The 15,891-nt window shown below is 65.3% G+C and carries 19 protein-coding genes; 11 read left to right on the forward strand and 8 right to left on the reverse strand.

Annotation, left to right across the window (positions count from 1 at the left end):
* Positions 1–16: 16 nt before the first annotated feature.
* The 5 genes from queC to pufA all read left to right on the forward strand — a co-directional run bounded on the left by queC (position 17) and on the right by pufA (position 3,074).
* Entirely contained in the window at positions 17–748 is a 732-nt protein-coding gene (gene queC, locus Atep_RS14660) for a 7-cyano-7-deazaguanine synthase QueC (protein ID WP_272876295.1), read from the forward strand.
* A complete protein-coding gene (locus tag Atep_RS14665) occupies positions 745–1,839 on the forward strand; it encodes a 6-pyruvoyl trahydropterin synthase family protein (RefSeq protein ID WP_213379179.1) in 1,095 nt (364 codons plus the stop codon). The genes queC and Atep_RS14665 overlap by 4 nt, the downstream gene beginning before the upstream one ends.
* Positions 1,836–2,477 (forward strand): 7-carboxy-7-deazaguanine synthase, encoded by a 642-nt coding sequence (gene queE, locus Atep_RS14670; protein ID WP_213379180.1) that lies wholly within the window; start codon positions 1,836–1,838, stop codon positions 2,475–2,477. The genes Atep_RS14665 and queE overlap by 4 nt, the downstream gene beginning before the upstream one ends.
* A gap of 267 nt (positions 2,478–2,744) precedes the next feature.
* On the forward strand, positions 2,745–2,879 hold the full coding sequence (pufB, locus tag Atep_RS14675) for a light-harvesting antenna LH1, beta subunit (protein ID WP_213381784.1): 135 nt from the start codon (positions 2,745–2,747) through the stop codon (positions 2,877–2,879).
* 36 nt (positions 2,880–2,915) lie between these two features.
* Positions 2,916–3,074, forward strand: coding sequence for a light-harvesting antenna LH1, alpha subunit (pufA, locus tag Atep_RS14680; RefSeq protein WP_213379181.1), 159 nt, complete (start codon positions 2,916–2,918; stop codon positions 3,072–3,074).
* 334 nt (positions 3,075–3,408) lie between these two features.
* Here pufA and Atep_RS14685 read toward each other — a convergent pair whose 3' ends face one another.
* Positions 3,409–4,104 (reverse strand): hypothetical protein, encoded by a 696-nt coding sequence (locus Atep_RS14685; RefSeq protein WP_213379182.1) that lies wholly within the window; start codon positions 4,102–4,104, stop codon positions 3,409–3,411.
* Here Atep_RS14685 and Atep_RS14690 point away from each other — a divergent pair.
* From Atep_RS14690 to ftsX, 5 genes are all read left to right on the forward strand, one after another.
* On the forward strand, positions 4,103–4,252 hold the full coding sequence (locus Atep_RS14690) for a hypothetical protein (RefSeq protein WP_213379183.1): 150 nt from the start codon (positions 4,103–4,105) through the stop codon (positions 4,250–4,252). The two genes, Atep_RS14685 and Atep_RS14690, sit on opposite strands and share 2 nt — an antisense overlap.
* Before the next feature lie 27 nt (positions 4,253–4,279).
* Positions 4,280–6,622: a cellulose synthase subunit BcsC-related outer membrane protein gene (locus Atep_RS14695; protein ID WP_213379184.1), complete on the forward strand. Its 2,343-nt coding sequence runs from the start codon at positions 4,280–4,282 to the stop codon at positions 6,620–6,622.
* Positions 6,623–6,715: 93 nt separating this feature from the next.
* A complete protein-coding gene (gene ftsY, locus Atep_RS14700) occupies positions 6,716–7,981 on the forward strand; it encodes a signal recognition particle-docking protein FtsY (protein ID WP_213379185.1) in 1,266 nt (421 codons plus the stop codon).
* Positions 7,982–8,053: 72 nt separating this feature from the next.
* Positions 8,054–8,722, forward strand: a complete 669-nt coding sequence (gene ftsE / locus Atep_RS14705; RefSeq protein ID WP_213379186.1) for a cell division ATP-binding protein FtsE — start codon at positions 8,054–8,056, stop codon at positions 8,720–8,722.
* 3 nt (positions 8,723–8,725) lie between these two features.
* On the forward strand, positions 8,726–9,718 hold the full coding sequence (gene ftsX / locus Atep_RS14710) for a permease-like cell division protein FtsX (RefSeq protein WP_213379187.1): 993 nt from the start codon (positions 8,726–8,728) through the stop codon (positions 9,716–9,718).
* A 5-nt stretch (positions 9,719–9,723) separates the two neighbouring features.
* On the opposite strand, the gene Atep_RS14715 is transcribed toward ftsX, so the two are convergent.
* The 7 genes from Atep_RS14715 to rph all read right to left on the reverse strand — a co-directional run bounded on the left by Atep_RS14715 (position 9,724) and on the right by rph (position 14,293).
* Positions 9,724–10,494, reverse strand: a complete 771-nt coding sequence (locus Atep_RS14715; RefSeq protein WP_213379188.1) for an endonuclease/exonuclease/phosphatase family protein — start codon at positions 10,492–10,494, stop codon at positions 9,724–9,726.
* Positions 10,482–10,784 (reverse strand): DUF167 domain-containing protein, encoded by a 303-nt coding sequence (locus tag Atep_RS14720; RefSeq protein ID WP_213379189.1) that lies wholly within the window; start codon positions 10,782–10,784, stop codon positions 10,482–10,484. The genes Atep_RS14715 and Atep_RS14720 overlap by 13 nt, the downstream gene beginning before the upstream one ends.
* Positions 10,785–10,800: 16 nt before the next feature.
* Positions 10,801–11,376 carry a YggT family protein gene (locus tag Atep_RS14725; protein WP_213379190.1) on the reverse strand — a complete coding sequence of 192 codons (576 nt, stop codon included), beginning with the start codon at positions 11,374–11,376 and terminating at the stop codon, positions 10,801–10,803.
* Positions 11,373–12,203 (reverse strand): pyrroline-5-carboxylate reductase, encoded by an 831-nt coding sequence (gene proC, locus Atep_RS14730; RefSeq protein ID WP_213379191.1) that lies wholly within the window; start codon positions 12,201–12,203, stop codon positions 11,373–11,375. The genes Atep_RS14725 and proC overlap by 4 nt, the downstream gene beginning before the upstream one ends.
* Before the next feature lie 64 nt (positions 12,204–12,267).
* Positions 12,268–12,966, reverse strand: a complete 699-nt coding sequence (locus tag Atep_RS14735) for a YggS family pyridoxal phosphate-dependent enzyme (protein ID WP_213379192.1) — start codon at positions 12,964–12,966, stop codon at positions 12,268–12,270.
* Positions 12,963–13,571, reverse strand: coding sequence for an RdgB/HAM1 family non-canonical purine NTP pyrophosphatase (gene rdgB / locus Atep_RS14740; protein ID WP_213379193.1), 609 nt, complete (start codon positions 13,569–13,571; stop codon positions 12,963–12,965). Before rdgB ends, Atep_RS14735 begins: the two co-directional genes overlap by 4 nt.
* Positions 13,568–14,293 (reverse strand): ribonuclease PH, encoded by a 726-nt coding sequence (gene rph / locus Atep_RS14745; protein ID WP_213379194.1) that lies wholly within the window; start codon positions 14,291–14,293, stop codon positions 13,568–13,570. The genes rdgB and rph overlap by 4 nt, the downstream gene beginning before the upstream one ends.
* Positions 14,294–14,712: 419 nt before the next feature.
* On the opposite strand from rph, the gene Atep_RS14750 reads away from it, so the two are divergent.
* Positions 14,713–15,837 carry a porin gene (locus tag Atep_RS14750; protein WP_213379195.1) on the forward strand — a complete coding sequence of 375 codons (1,125 nt, stop codon included), beginning with the start codon at positions 14,713–14,715 and terminating at the stop codon, positions 15,835–15,837.
* The last annotated feature ends 54 nt before the right edge of the window (positions 15,838–15,891 follow it).

Below are 15,891 nucleotides of genomic sequence, written 5' to 3' on the forward strand. Positions count from 1 at the left end.
CGGCGGTCGACGCCAAGTGCGCGCGTGCTCCGGGGCGCGAGGTCGGGCGATGAAGCCTGCTGTCGTCCTGTTGAGCGGCGGTCTGGATTCAACCACGGCGCTCGCCATCGCCCGCGCCCAAGGCTTCGCCCCCTATGCGCTGTCCTTCCGCTATGGTCAGCGTCATGCCGTCGAGCTGGAAGCGGCCGCGCGCGTGGCCGAATCCCAGGGCGTGGTCGAGCATGTGATCGCCGAGATCGATCTGCGCCGCTTCGGCGGCTCGGCCCTGACGGCGGATCTCGCCGTACCCAAGGGGCGCGATCCGGGCGCGATGGATTCCGACATCCCCGTGACCTATGTACCTGCGCGCAATACGGTTTTCCTGTCGTTCGCGCTCGCCTGGGCCGAGGTGCTGGAGGCGGGCGACATCTTCATCGGGGTCAATGCGCTCGACTATTCCGGCTATCCGGACTGCCGACCCGAGTACATCGCCGCCTTCGAGACGCTGGCCAATCTGGCCACGGCCGCCGGTGTCGAGGGACGTCAGCATTATCGTATCCATGCCCCATTGATCGAGATGAGCAAGGCCGAGATCATCCGCGCCGGGCTGGCGCTCGGGGTCGACTATGGTCTGACCGGCAGTTGCTATGACCCCGGCCCCGATGGTCGACCCTGTGGGGCCTGCGATTCCTGCCGACTGCGTGCCAAGGGCTTCGCCGAGGCCGGGGTCGCCGATCCGCTCCTGGCCCGTTTCGAGGTGGGTGCATGAATACGCGCCTCTTTCATCTCGCCGCCGTCCCCTTCGAGGCCGCGTGTCGGATCGACATCCTGCCCGAGGGACATCGCTGCCGGCGTCTGCATGGTCATAGCTTCCTGGCGCGGGTGCGCGCCGAGCCGCCGTCGGGCTGGGCCGGCTTTCCGGGCGCGGAGAGCGACGACCTCCAGGCCGCGCTCGCGCGCTGTGTCGAGCCGCTCGACTATCGCGATCTCAACACCATCCTGCCGATCCCGACCGACGAGAACCTGGCGCGCTGGGTGCGCGACCGGCTCGACGTGCCCGGCCTCGCCTCCGTCGGCATCCAGAGCACGCGCGATCAGGGCGCGGATCTCGACGGCGCCGATCACGCCCATCTCTGGCACCGCTTCCGGTTCGAGTCGGCGCATCGGCTACCGAACGTGCCCGAGGGCCATCCCTGCGGGCGGATGCACGGCCACGGCTTCGAGGTCATCCTCCATGCCGATCAGGATCTCGACGGCGAAGACATGGGCATCGATCTCGACCGGCTCGCCGCGCTCTGGGCGCCGCTGCATGAGGAGCTGCATCAGGTCTGTCTCAACGACATCCCCGGCCTGGAGAATCCGACCAGCGAGCGGCTGGCGAGCTGGATCTGGGCACGGCTCAAACCCGAACTGCCGGCGCTGTCCTGGGTCACGGTCTACGAGACCGCGACCGCCGGCTGTCACTTCGACGGCACCCATTATCGGATCTGGAAGGAGCAGCGCTTCGAGGCCGCGCTGCGTCTGGAGCAGGCGCCCGAGGGCGACGCACGGCGGCGTCTGCACGGACACAGCTATCTGTTGCGACTGCATCTGACCGCGCCGCTGGATCAGGTGCTCGGCTGGACGGTCGACTATGGCGACGTCAAGCGCCTGTTCAAACCGCTCTACGACCGGCTCGACCATCACCGGCTCGATGCGCTCGACGGGCTGGAGGCCGCTGATCCGGGGAGTCTGACCCGCTGGATTCGCGAGCGCATCCGCGACGATCTGCCGGAACTCGACCGGATCGATCTGCAACCGACGCCCGGCTGCGGCGCTTCGCTGTGCTGGGGCGAGTTGGGTCCGGCACTGCCGACATGAGCTACTGGGTCAAGGAAAGTTTCTACAGCCTGCAAGGGGAGGGCGCTCAGACCGGGCGCGCGGCTGTGTTCTGCCGCTTCGCCGGCTGCAACCTCTGGTCGGGCCGCGAGCAGGACCGCGACCGGGCCATCTGCCGCTTCTGCGACACCGACTTTCGCGGCACGGACGGAGAAGGCGGCGGACGCTATGCAAGCGCCGACGCGCTGGCCGAACACCTCCACGCCCTCTGGTCGGTCGAAGCGGACGCAAGCGGACGCCCCTATGTCGTCTGCACCGGCGGCGAGCCGCTGCTGCAACTCGACGCGCCCCTGATCGACGCCCTGCACAGGCGCGGCTTCGAGGTCGCGGTCGAGACCAACGGCACCCGCCCGGCGCCGCCCGGTCTCGATTGGATCTGCGTCAGTCCCAAGGCGGGCACGACCACGGTATTGATGCTGGGTGACGAGCTCAAGCTGATCTACCCCCAGCCCGGACTGGAACCCGAGCACTTCACGGGCCTGGGTTTCCGCCATTTCTTCCTGCAACCCATGGACGGCCCGCACCGCGTCGCCAACACCCGTCTGGCCGTCGACTACTGCAAGGCTCATCCGCGCTGGCGCCTGAGTCTCCAGACACACAAATGGCTCGGGATTCACTGAGCGCGACCCGCGAACAATTTTTTGTAAATCCCTGTTGACATTGTTCGGTGTCAAGCTAAGATGACACCTGCCGCACAGCGGAACATCTCGAACCGAGCAGCAGCGATTCGAGTGAGGCAGCGTCAGACGGTATCCGCGCCTCCATCCGCGCGTCACGAAGGCGGTAGTATTCGATTTCCTTCGGAGTCATCAGTGGCTGAACAGAAGAAACCAGCCGCCCAAACCAAGGGCGGCGGCAGCGCCAAACCCACAATGGAGACTAAGTCCATGGCAAGTCTTTCCGGTCTGACCGATCAGCAAGCCAAAGAATTCCACGAGCAGTTCAAAGTGACCTACACCGCATTCGTCGGTCTGGCCGCTCTGGCTCACCTGTTCGTGATCGCCGCCCATCCTTGGTGGTAAACCGGTTTTAACTCTCTCTCCATAGAGGAACATACAATGAGCGACGTCGCAAAGCCGCGTAATCCTGAAGACGATTGGAAGATCTGGCTGGTCGTGAACCCGGCTACTTGGCTGATGCCCATCTTCTACGCCCTGCTGGTCCTGGCCATCGCCGTCCACGCGGTCGTTTTCTCGGTCGGCCTCGGCTGGCAGTAAGACCTTCCGCGTCTCGATCGCCATTCGCTCCGGCGGATTCGCCGGTCGAGAGCAGGTTCGAACGGCACTGATAGCTTCGGCTGTCGGTGCCGTTTTCGTTTGGGCTCATGCCGAGACTCGACAAAAAACGAACGGATCAGGTGTATTGGACTTTGGACAAAGTGTCCTACCAGCCGGCAAAAATCGTTCGCTCACGTACAGTTGGAGTAGACAGATCCTCTGCAGAGGAGAGCGAAAGATGACCACCTTCCCTGTTAACTGGACTTTGGACAAAAACACGCTCCTCCCCGACGCCCAGCAGGCTTTCTTGAAACGTTTCGTGGTATATATCTGATCAAGCCGTCGCGGTGAGCCTCGGTTGGCGCTTGAAGACGATCGGGGGCCGTGGCCGTCTCTGGCCTGGCGTGCCTTTGATCCGGGCTGGGGAGATACCCCGGCGTTTGGGAGGGCGGGCCGGTGTGCCGATCTGACGAATAAGGCGTGCGAAGTCGCGCTGCGCACGGGCCGGTGAGAGGGGGGTGTCGGCGAGCGGTTTGGGGAGGAAACGCTCCCACGGTCTGGGCCGATCGCCGGCCGGCGGGGCGGCGAGCCATAACTGGACGTAGGCCAGGCAGACGCGCGGCCACCCGTGCTCTTCGTGGGTGAGGTCGGGGGTTTGAAAGCGGTCGAGGAGCAGGTGATTTGTGCCGAAGCGGAAGAAGTGCTCCCGATCGAAGCGTTGGCGGTAGGCCGGTTCAATCTGTTGCCGGGACAGTTCGGCGCGGCGTTGGCCCATCACGCTCAGCCGGAGTGGGCGCTTGAAAAGCGCGCGCCCGGTCTGGGCGTCGAAGACACGGCAACGGACCCCATCGAAGGGGTGGTCCTGCATGGGGCTGTCGCGATGTCCGCGCATCAACCGGGCATTCCGGCGCTCCAGCGTAAGGCGAATCGCCCGTCCGGAGGCGGTCTGATCAGACCATTCGGCGCTCTGGGAGGGACTGCCCCAGGTCTCGGGGGCGGCGAGGCGAAAGGCCTCACCATACCGGATCATGGCATTGACGGAGTTCGTCGGTTCCGATGACGCCGCCCATGTGCTGCGCCTGCCCGACCTCCAGGGCGAGCACGACTATTATGGCGCCGTACTCGCGCTGCTGTTGGAGGTCGCGCTCGATACCTGGTGTCGAGCCTCCGAATCCTGATCCTCGCCGAATGAGCGATTCGATCCCATGCCAAACGCCGTCTCACCGATTCGCCTGATCCCACTGGGCTGGCTGTTGCTGGGGATCGCCTCGGTCCAGGCCGCTCAGGAAACGCTGCTGGAGGATCAGCGTCAGACTCAGCAGGGTCTCATCGAGAGCCGGAAACGTCCGGCGCCGGTGGTCCATGAAACCTCGGATCAATCAACGACATCGCCACCCCAGCTCACTGATGTCCCAAAACCATCGGACTCCGATTCGCCGTCCATCGTCCGGCCGGATGCCGAGGGGATTCCACGAGAGCGTTTCTATTCGGCGGGCCGACGTGCGGAACCGTCGCTATGGGCGCTACTCAATGGAGCTCGCTACGCTGAACTGGATCGCGAGATCGAGCGCTTGCGCCGCGAAGATCCCGCCTGGGAGCCGCCGGCCGAGTTGCTGCACTGGCTGCGACATCATTTACAACTCGCGGCCCGGCCACAACCGTCACAGCGCACAGCGGTGCCCGCCTCCAAGCCTGCACCGACACCGCAACAAAGCCGGACACTGGCCTATGAACGAGACGTCGCCGCGGCAGCTCGACTACAACGCCAAGGCCGCAGTGAGTCCGCGCTGGAACGACTGGCGCCTTGGGAAACGCGCATCCGGAAAACGCGCGATGTCGATCGCTCGATGCTACTGGCGTGGATCAGGCTCGGGGCCGGCCAAGTCGAGCAAGCACTCGCCGACTTCCGCCGATCCTCGACCTGGCGCCCAAATGCCGAGGCAGCGCGAGGAGAATTATTGGCCCTGCGCCGGCTGGGGCGTGACGCTGAACTGATGGCGATCGCCGAACCCCTGGTCGCGCGCTGGCCGAATCTCCGCCAAACGGCGATGGATACTCTGCGAGCGGCCGCCACGGATCGGCGTGAACAGGGTGACTATGAAACCGCCGGGCGTCTCCTGGACGTCGCGCTCGCGCTCGATGCGACCGATCGAGCCACCCGACAGCTGATGGCGTGGAACGACTTCAAGCGCGAGCAGTGGCGCGAGGCGGCCGGTCGTTTCCAATCCCTGTATCGAGAGCAACGGGATGAAGACAGCGCGCGCGGCCTGACCTTGAGTCTGGGACGATTGGGTGCCCAGTCTGAGTTGGCGGACCTGGCCAAGCCGGACGACGGGCCTTTGAATCGGCTCTGGCGTCAAGAGCGCGCGCGCGAAGACTATGACACCAAGCGCTTCGTCAATGCCCGGCATCGAGACCCGGAATCCTTCACCGACCTGGCTGGGATCGACAGTCACAGCCTACTGACCGGCCTGAGCCTAAGCTGGCGTTCGGGCGAATCCGGCATGGCGCGGCTGAGAGACTGGCGCTTGCCGATCCTGATCCAGGAGTATCGCCATGGAGCGGTCAGTGTTCAGGCTCGGATCGAGCGTGTGGATCTGGACGCCGGCACGCCGGCCCCCGGACGCCTCGTCGGTTCACCCACGGCTGATCCGGCAGCGCCCTATCCGTTCGCACCCACGACGACGCTGGATGACGGATTGAGACCGGAACTCCAGATAGGCCGCGAAGACCGACTGAGCTGGAAGGCCGTACTGGGATTGACGCCGACTCAAGGCGAGCTGTCGCCTAGCCCCCATGGATCACTGACCCTATCCCAGGCCGGCCGAGCCGGTGCCTGGTCGGCCAAGCTCGAACAGAGTCCCGTGCGTGAAAGTCTGCTGTCCTACACCGGATTGCGCGATCCCTACACTGGAGACACCTGGGGCCAGGTCCATCGTCGCGGCGTCTCGCTCCAAGGCTGGCGTACCCTGACTCCGACCTGGACGATTGCCGGTTCGTTGCAAGCCCACGCCTACACTGGCCATGAAGTCGCCGACAACCACGGCTTTGCGAGCCGTGTTTCGCTCGGATACGACCTGGCTCAATCAGGCTTCGACTACATCGGCCTGGGCCCTTTCATCGACTATCGCCACTTCGATCGCAACCTCAGCCACTTCACCTATGGCCATGGCGGTTACTACAGCCCACAGCAAGATGTGGGGATTGGATTGTCGCTGAACTTCCAGACCGAGGAAGGACGTCCCTGGCTAGTCAGAGGCACCTTTCATACGGGTTGGAGACGTCAAGTGCAGGACTCCAGCCCTTGGTTTCCGCTCTCTCCGGATGGACGACATCACCCGAGCCAAGAGGACAGCGGGCTGGCCGCCGGATTCGTACTCGAAGGTGTTTGGCGCTTGAGTCCACACTGGCAGCTGAGCGGGAGCGCCTTCATCGATCATAGCCCTGATTTCGAACAAGGTGGGGTCATGTTCTTGTTGCGTTATCAGTTCGAGCCACGCCGGGCCTTGTTCAGCGACGACCTGCGTGCGTCCGTGTCCTTCGATTGATCCTGCTCGACCAAGGCGGATCCGACAGCGATCCAGGGGGCGATCTGGTAGCATTACCGTTCCCGATCACCCTCAATCGCGAAAACCTGCCTTATGTTCGGTTTCGGAAAGAAACACCAGCCCACCGCCCCTTCCGAACCTCGTTCGATCGACAACCGCGAACCGTCGATGCCGCCGGTTGCCCCAAGCGAAAGCACGGCACAACCGCCGGCTTCCAGTAGCGCAGAAGCACCCAAGAAGCCCTGGTTCGGCAAGCTCTTCCGCTCGAACAAGCCGGCGGTCGCCGAGTCCGAGCCGGCATCGGTCCCTGCCGCCGCCGAGCCGGCGCGCGAACCGTCGCCGCCGAAGACTCGACCCGTGTCGTCCAAGGCCCCCGAACCCTCGACCGTCGTCACTGCCCTGCCCCAGGCCGAGCTCGGCACCGAGATGGAGACGGCCCCCAAACGCAGCGCACTGGCACGTCTGCGCGAACGCCTCTCCAAGTCACGCACCCAGCTCGGCGGCGGACTCGGCAGCCTACTGCGCGGACGCCGGAAGATCGACGACGAGCTGCTCGAAGAGCTCGAGACCCTGCTCATCACCGCCGATGTCGGCATCGAGACCAGCACACGCCTCATCGCCGATCTCACCGCGCGGGTGAAGCGCAAGAAGATCACCGATCCCGAGGCACTGCTCGCGGCGCTCAAGGAGGATCTGCGCGCCATCCTGCGCGCCGTCGACGGTCCGGTCAAGCAGCCCGCGCCCGGCAAGCCGCAGGTCGTCCTCATGGTCGGCGTCAACGGCGCCGGCAAGACCACCACCATCGGCAAGCTCGCCAAGCGGCTGCAAGAGGACGGCAACAGCGTCATCCTCGCCGCCGGCGACACCTTCCGCGCCGCCGCCGTCGAGCAGTTGGAGACCTGGGGCGAGCGCAACGGCGTGCCGGTCGTCGCCCAGCACACGGGCGCCGACTCGGCCTCGGTGATCTTCGACGCCCTCCAGGCCGCCACCGCGCGTGGTGCCGACGTGCTGATCGCCGACACGGCCGGGCGCCTGCACACCAAGACCAATCTGATGGACGAGCTGTCCAAGGTCGCGCGCGTGCTCAAGAAGCTCGACCCCGAAGCCCCGCACGAGGTGATGCTGGTGGTCGACGCCACCACCGGCCAGAACGCGCTCAACCAGGCCGAGCACTTCCATCGCGCCGTGGGGCTGACCGGCATCACGCTCACCAAGCTCGACGGCACAGCCAAGGGCGGGATCCTGTTCGCCATCGCCGAGCGACTGCGGGTGCCGATCCGCTTCATCGGCGTGGGCGAGTCGATCGAGGATCTGCGTCCCTTCGACCCCGACGAGTTCGTCGAGGCCCTGCTCGGCTAGCGTGCTGGTACGTTAGCCTGAACCGCTCCAGCCGAGCACGCCCGGAAACCCTGCGACGAGGTGTGAGCGACCGTGATCCGCTTTCAGAACGTCTTCAAACGTTATCCCGAACGCGGCGAGGCCCTGTCGGCCATCGACTTCGAGATCCAGACCGGCGAGATGGTCTTCCTGACCGGACATTCGGGCGCCGGCAAGAGTACCCTGCTGCGTCTGATCGGTCTGCTCGAACGTCCCTCGCGCGGACAGGTACTGGTCAACGGACGCAATCTCGGCACCCTGCCGCGCCGCGAGATCCCCTACCATCGCCGTCAGGTCGGCATGATCTTCCAGGACCATCGTCTGCTGCCGGACCGCACCATCTTCGACAACGTCGCCCTGCCGCTGGTGGTCACGGGCGTCCATCCGCGCGAGATCGGGCGGCGGGTGCGCGCGGCGCTCGATCAGGTGGGACTGCTCAAGCGCGAACAGTCCACGCCGATGGCCCTCTCGGGCGGCGAGCAACAGCGCGTCGGCATCGCGCGCGCCCTGGTCGGGCGTCCGCCGGTACTGCTGGCCGACGAGCCGACCGGCAATCTCGACCCGGACCTCTCGCGCGAGATCTTCGAACTCTTCGAGCGCTTCAAATACGTCGGCGTGACCCTGCTGATCGCGACCCATGATTTCGGTCTGGTCAGCGATATGCGCCACCGCACCCTGACCCTGGACGCGGGCCGGCTCGTCGGCGACACAGGAGCCTGGTGAATCATGGGTAGACGACGCCTTCCCCGCCCTCCGCGCAAGCCGCCCGCACCCCGCACCCGTGGCCCCAGGTTCCTGGAGCGTCCGGGGATCTGGTTCAACCAGCACCTGAAGACCGTCATCGAGACCCTGGGCCGACTGCGCGCCAATCCATTGCCCTCGATCATGACCGTGGCCGTGATCGGCATCTCGCTCGCCCTGCCCTCGGCACTCTATGTGTTGAGCGAGAATCTGCGCGCCATGGCGGGCGGCTGGGACCAGACGGCGGCCATCTCGCTCTTTCTCGATCTGAACGTCGACGACCGGAAGGCGGCCACTCTGGCCGATCAGCTCAGGAACTGGGAGGAGATCGCGCGCATCCAGATCATCACACGCGATCAGGCCCTGGCCGAGTTCCGCGATCTGGGCGGCTTCGAGGACGCACTCGACAAGATCACCAAGAACCCGCTGCCGACCGTGCTGGCCATCTATCCGGTGCCCGAGCACGCCAGCCCGGAACGACTGGAGATCCTGCAGGAACGCCTGTTGGATCTGCCCGAGGCGGATTTCGCGCGCATGGATACGCTCTGGCTGCAACGCCTGCAGGCGATCCTGGATCTGGTGCAGGTCGTCGCCCTGCTGCTCGGCGGTCTGCTCGGCATCGGCGTGCTGCTGATCGTGGGCAACACCATCCGGCTGGAGATCCTCAACCGGCGCATCGAGATCGAGATCATGGAACTGGTCGGCGCCACGGCGGCCTTCATCCGTCGCCCCTTCCTCTATACGGGCGCCTGGTACGGACTCCTGGGCGGGCTGACGGCCTGGCTGCTGGTGACGCTGGCGATCCTGATCCTGCAAGGCTCGGTCTCGCGACTGGCCTCGCTCTACCACAGCGAATTCAGGCTCACCGGCCTGGGATTCGTCGATACCCTCAATATGCTCAGCGCCGGCATCCTGCTGAGCTTCACCGGCAGCTGGCTGGCGGTCAACCATCATCTGCAAGGTGCCAAGCCCACTTGAATGTTCTATGGGACGGGCGACTCGGCCAGTCGCACGTTCGCCGGCAATTCGATCCGCATACTGATGGGCAGATGGTCCGAGAGCGCATAGTCGACCACGCGCGCCGCGACGACCTCGATCGGGCGTGAGACCAGGATGTGGTCGAGATTGTGACGCGGACGCCAGCTCGGGAAGGTCTTGAGTTCGCAGTCCAGGCCGCGCATTCCGGAGCGGCGAACCATGTTGCGCAGTTCCTTGGAGCTACAGCCGCAGTTGAAGTCGCCCATCAGCACCAGATAGGGATACGTATGGGCGAGCCGGCTCAGATACTCCAGTTGGAGCCGGCGCGCGTTCCAGCCGAGCGCCAGATGCACGATACCGATGGCCAGCACCCCGCCGTCGTCGAGCGCGAACTCGGCCACCACCACGCCGCGCCCCGGCAGACCCGGCAGGCGATGCTCGGTGATGCAGGCCGGGCGCGGACGGGCGAGCAGTCCGTTGCTGTGCTGGGCAAAGGGCGCCAGATTGCGGTTGACCTGACGGTACCAGTGCGGAAAGGCGCCCTGCGTGGCCAGATACTGGGTCTGGTCGACATAGGAACTGCGCAGACTGCCGGCGTCGACCTCTTGCAGTCCGACGACGTCGAACTGACGCAGTAACTGGGCGATGCGCGCCAGATTGGTCAGACGCTCCGGATGGGGCAGCAGATGCTTCCAGCTATTGACCAGATAGTCGCTGTACTGACGCGACTCGATGCCGGCCTGGACGTTGTAGCTGAGCAGATTCAGTTGGCGCATGTCGGGGTTCCGACCGGCAGCGGCAGTTGGCGCGGAGACTGGATGCGCAGTCGCTTGTAGCGCGCCTGCTCGCCGCTGAGGATCTCGACCTGGGACAGCGTCACCTCGAAGGCATCGGCGATGAAGCGGCGCAGCGCCTGATTGGCCTTGCCCTCGACCGGCGGCGCCTTGAGCCGTACCCGGTAGTAGTCGCCGCTGGGGTCCGGCTCGACGAAGGCGTCCTTGGGTGCACGCGGCTGCACCCGCACGCGCAGCTCCAGATCCTCGCCGTCCCAGCGATACCAGCTCATCGCGACCGCCGACCCGTCAGAAGGGGCTGGCGACCAGCCATTTGAGCGGCGGGATCAGCAGCATGTTGAGCAGCACCAGACCGATCATGACCAGCATCGGCGCGAGATCGATGCCGCCGATCGGTCGGATCACGCGCTGGGCCGGACGCATCACGGGCGCGGTCAGCCGGTCCAGCAGCGCGGTCGCCGGATTATAGGGATCGGGATTGACCCAGCTCAGGATGACCCGGATCAGGATCGCGAACAGGAAGATGTTGATGAAGAGTTCGGCCATGCTCGGGATCGCCCAGCCGAAGGCGCCGAACAGCGAGCGGTCCAGTCCGACGACCAGCGCCATCAGACCCAGCTCGACCGCCGACAGCAGCCAGATCAGCACCAGCGCCGCCAGATCCAGGCCGCCATAGCCGGGCACGATCCGGCGCAGCGGACGCAGGACCGGTGTAGTCACGCGCACCACGAACTGCGAGATGGGATTGTAGAAATCGGCCCGCACCCATTGCAGCAGGAAGCGCAGCGCCACCACCGCGATATAGAGTCCGAACAGGGTCCGGATCAGGAAGACGAGCGGATCGAGCAGATAGGAACCTGTCATGGCGCCTCCGAGAGTGTTTTCGACAGCTCGACGGCGCGATCACGCGCCGCGCGCGCGGCGCGCTCGACCAGGGCGCGCAGGTCGGCCTCGTCGAAGACCGCGAGCGCGCGCTCGGTGGTGCCGCCGGGCGAAGTCACCTGTTCGCGCAGACGTGCCGGCGGGTCGGCGCTCTCCATGGCCATCTTGGCCGCGCCGAGTGCGGTCTGGATGGTCAGCAGACGGGCCGTCTCGCCGTCCAGACCCAGGTCGATCGCGGCCTGCTCCAGGGCTTCCATGAAGAGGAAGAAATAGGCCGGTCCGCTGCCCGAGATGGCCGTGACCGCGTCGATGTGCGACTCCTCCTCGACCCAGCGCACCAGACCCACGGCGCGCAGGATGGTCTCGGCGCGGTTGCGACCCTCGGCGTCGACCTCGGGGCCGGCGTGCAGTCCGATGGCGCCGGTCTGCACCATGGCCGGGGTGTTGGGCATGGCGCGCACGATCGGCAGGGGCGCGCCGAGCCAGCGCTGGATGGTCCGTTCGGGCACCCCGGCCATCACCGAGACGATCAGCGGGCGCCGGTCGGACAGCAGCGGCGCGAGTTCGGCGCAGACCGAAGCGGCCAGCTGCGGCTTGACGCAGAGCACTAGGGTCTCGGCCTCGGCGAGCGCCTCGACGTTGTCCGCAAGCGCCCGCACGCCGAAGCCGGCCTGCAGGGCCTGACGTCGTTCGGGACTCGGGTCCGAGACCTGGATGGCGTGCGGCGCATAGCCATCGGCGATCAGACCGGCGATCAGACTGGTGGCCATGTTGCCGCCACCGATGAAGCGAATGTTGGCTGTACTCATTGCAATCGCGACAGATTCAGTGTGACGAGCGATGGGGCATTGTACGGCAATTTTTGCGCCCTCATCAGTCGGTGGAGCGCGCGCCGAAGACCGCCGTGCCGATGCGCACCTGGGTCGCCCCCTCCAGGATCGCGGCCTCCAGATCGTCGGACATGCCCATCGAGAGCACGTCGAGCGGGCAGTCGGGTGTGGCGAGCCGGTCGCGCAGTTCGCGTAGGGCGCGGAACGGGCGACGCTGCTCGGTCTCATCCTCGGACGGCGCGGGCAGGGTCATGAGTCCGCGCACGCGCAAGCCGGGAAGTTCGCGGCACTGCTCCAGGAGCGCGCCGACCGCATCGGGCGCGACACCGCCCTTGCTCGTCTCGCCGCTCAGATTGACCTGGAGACAGACGTTGAGGGGCTGACGGCTCGCCGGACGCTGTTCGCTCAGACGCCGCGCATGGGCCGCATCGGCCACACCATGCACCCAGTCGAAGTGAGCGGCGATCCGGCGCGTCTTGTTGGATTGGATACGGCCGATGAAATGCCACTCGATGTCGCCGAGATCGGCAAGCCGCACCTGTTTGTCGAGCGCCTCTTGCAGGTAGCTCTCACCGAAGGCGCGCTGACCGGCGGCATGGGCGGCGCGGATGGCCGCAGCCGATTGTTTCTTGCTCACCGCGATCAGAACGACCGAGCCGGCCGGACGACCGGCGCGCTCGGTCGCTGCTCGGATGCGTGCGAGTACCTGATTGCGATGCTGGGCGATGTCGTCGAGTGTCATGCCAGAAGCTGCTCCTGCAAGCGTCGCAACGCCTGGCCGCGATGGCTGAGCCGGTTCTTGGTGTCGGGGTCGAGCTCGGCGGAGCTAAGGTCGAGGCTCGGAACCAGGAAGATCGGGTCATAGCCGAAGCCGTTGGTTCCGCGCGGCTCGAACAGGATGCACCCCTCCCAAGCGCCCCGGCAGATCAGCGGCGTCGGATCCTCGGCGTGGCGCAGGTAGACCAGCACGCACTGGAAGCGCGCCGTGCGTTCGGTCTCGGGCACGTCCTTGAGATCGGCCAGCAGTTTGCGCAGATTGGCCTCGTCCGTGGCGCCCGGACCGGCATAGCGGGCCGAATAGATACCGGGCGCGCCGCGCAGTGCGTCGACCTCCAGCCCCGAGTCGTCGGCGATGGCCGGCAGGCCGCTGTGACGCGCGGCGTTGCGTGCCTTGAGGATGGCGTTCTCGACGAAGGTCAGGCCGGTCTCCTCGGCTTCGGGGACGCCGTACTCGCCCTGAGGGCGGATATGGATATGGCATTCGGCCAGCAGACGTTCGATCTCGCGAACCTTGCCGGCGTTGTTGCTGGCCAGAACGATGGTCTCGCCGCTGTGCGATCGGGTCATGCGGCTCGATCCTCCAGCGCGGCACGCTGCGCGGCCTGGATGGAGCGGATACCGACGGCGCCCAGCTCCAGCAGGGCATCGAACTCGGCGCGGGTGAAAGGATGGCCCTCGGCGGTTCCCTGCACTTCAATGAACCGGCCCTCGCCATCCATCACCAGATTCATGTCGGTCTCGGCGGACGAGTCCTCGGCATAGTCGAGATCGAGCACGGGTGTGCCCTGATAGACGCCGACCGAGACGGCGGCGATCTGGGTCTTGATCGGATCGACCGTTAGCTCACCGGCGGCCAGCAGACGATCGACGGCCTCGCGCAGCGCGACCCAGGCGCCGGTGATGGCGGCGGTGCGGGTGCCGCCGTCGGCCTGGAGCACGTCACAATCGAGCGTGATGGTGCGCTCGCCGAGTGCGTTCAGATCCACGGCGGCCCGTAGCGCGCGCCCGATCAGACGCTGGATCTCCAGAGTGCGGCCGCCCTGCTTGCCGCGCGCGGCCTCACGCGGCATGCGCTCGCCGGTCGAACGCGGCAGCATCCCATATTCGGCCGTGATCCAGCCCTGACCCTTGCCTTTGAGAAAGGGCGGCACGCGCGGCTCGACACTGGCGGTACAGAGCACGCGCGTATCGCCGAACTCGACGAGGACCGAACCCTCGGCATGACGGGTGAAACCGCGCGTGAAGCGGATGGGGCGCGCCTCATCGGGGCGACGTTGGGAGGGTCTCATGTTGCTTGGCGGCTCCGGCATTGGGATAGACCGGCACAGTGTACTTCGACCGTGGCGCGAAGGGCCAATGTCGATGCCCTGGACTCATTCGAGCACAGACATGGACTGCTCCTTGTGGCATCCCGAACGCCTTGCCGCTAAGATGCGCGTGATTCGACATAGGATCCCGCCACAGGGCGCCGAAGCCCAGTTGCGGATACGGATCAAATGGATGTGAGAGTCTTCGAACGGATTCGAAACGTCCTCGACTCGACCAAGACCGAAGGGTGCTGCAAAAAAGATACATTTGTTGTCGGTGTGTCTTTTTTCGCCCAATCTGTTGCAAAACGCCATTTCGTACTCTATAGTTCACAGCGCAAAGCATGATTGCGCTCGGTTTCTGCAGTCAAACTGACAAATTCACAACAGCGGAGAACAGCATGAACAAGAAACTTCTGAGCATGGCGGTCGCCGCCGCGATGGTTGCTCCGACCGCCGCGATGGCTGAGGCTGTCCTGTACGGCAAGCTGCACATGTCGATCGACTGGGCCGACGTCGAGAACGGCTTCGAGGGCTGGGGTCTGAACGGTCGCGCCGCCATTCCCGGCGAAGGTCGCGCCAACCGTATCGGCGTCAAGGGTTCCGAGGATCTGGGCAATGGCATGCAGGCCATCTACCAGGTCGAGTTCGGCATCAAGATGACCGAGGAGAGCACCACGGGCAACGCCGCTTCCGGCTCCAACGACAGCATCAGCATGCGTAACAGCTTCGTCGGTCTGACCGGCGGCTGGGGTACCTTCGTCGTCGGCCGCAACGACACCCCGTTCAAGACCTCGACCGGTAAGCTCGATCTGTTCTCCGACACCATGGCCGACTACAACGGCACCGTCGGCTTCGACGATGTCCGCGCCGACAACGCCATCGCCTATGTCAGCCCGAGCCTGGCCGGCTTCCAGCTCGCCGCCGCCGTTCACGCCGGTGGCGCCTCCACTGCCGGCTATGGCGAGAACCTGAACTCCGACAGCCTGGCCGAGGCCTACTCCATTGCGGGTATCTACAGCAACGGTCCGTTCTACGCCTCGCTGGCCTATGAGTCCCTCGGCAGCGAGCTGTACATGAACACGGCCGCCAGCGACAACAAGTTCTCGCCGAACTATGTCGACGACGACTACACCAAGTGGCGTCTCGGCCTGGGCCTGATGGACTGGAACGGCTTCACCCTGACCGGTATCTACGAAGAGCAGTCCAATCTGCCCAAGGGTCAGATCAACCCCGCCGCCAACAACGAGAAGCTGAAGATCTGGCAGGTCCAGGCCGGCTACTCCTTCGGCAACAACATGGTCAAGGCCATGTACGGTAGCGGCAATCGTGATGGCCGCATCAATGTTGGCGCGCCCAAGGACATCAAGGACACCGTCGAGGGTGATTACTACACTTGGGCCATCGCCTTCGATCACAACCTGAGCAAGCGCACCAAGGCCTATGTGCTCTACACCCAGGTCGACGACGACAAGGCCAACACCGATTGGGACGGCTTCTCGGTCGGTATGATCCACAACTTCTAAGCCTCGGCTCGAAGTCATGTGAATCGAAAACGGGATCCTTCGGGATCCCGTTTT

Source organism: Allochromatium tepidum, from assembly GCF_018409545.1.
In the GTDB taxonomy this organism is placed as follows: Bacteria; Pseudomonadota; Gammaproteobacteria; order Chromatiales; family Chromatiaceae; genus Thermochromatium; species Thermochromatium tepidum_A.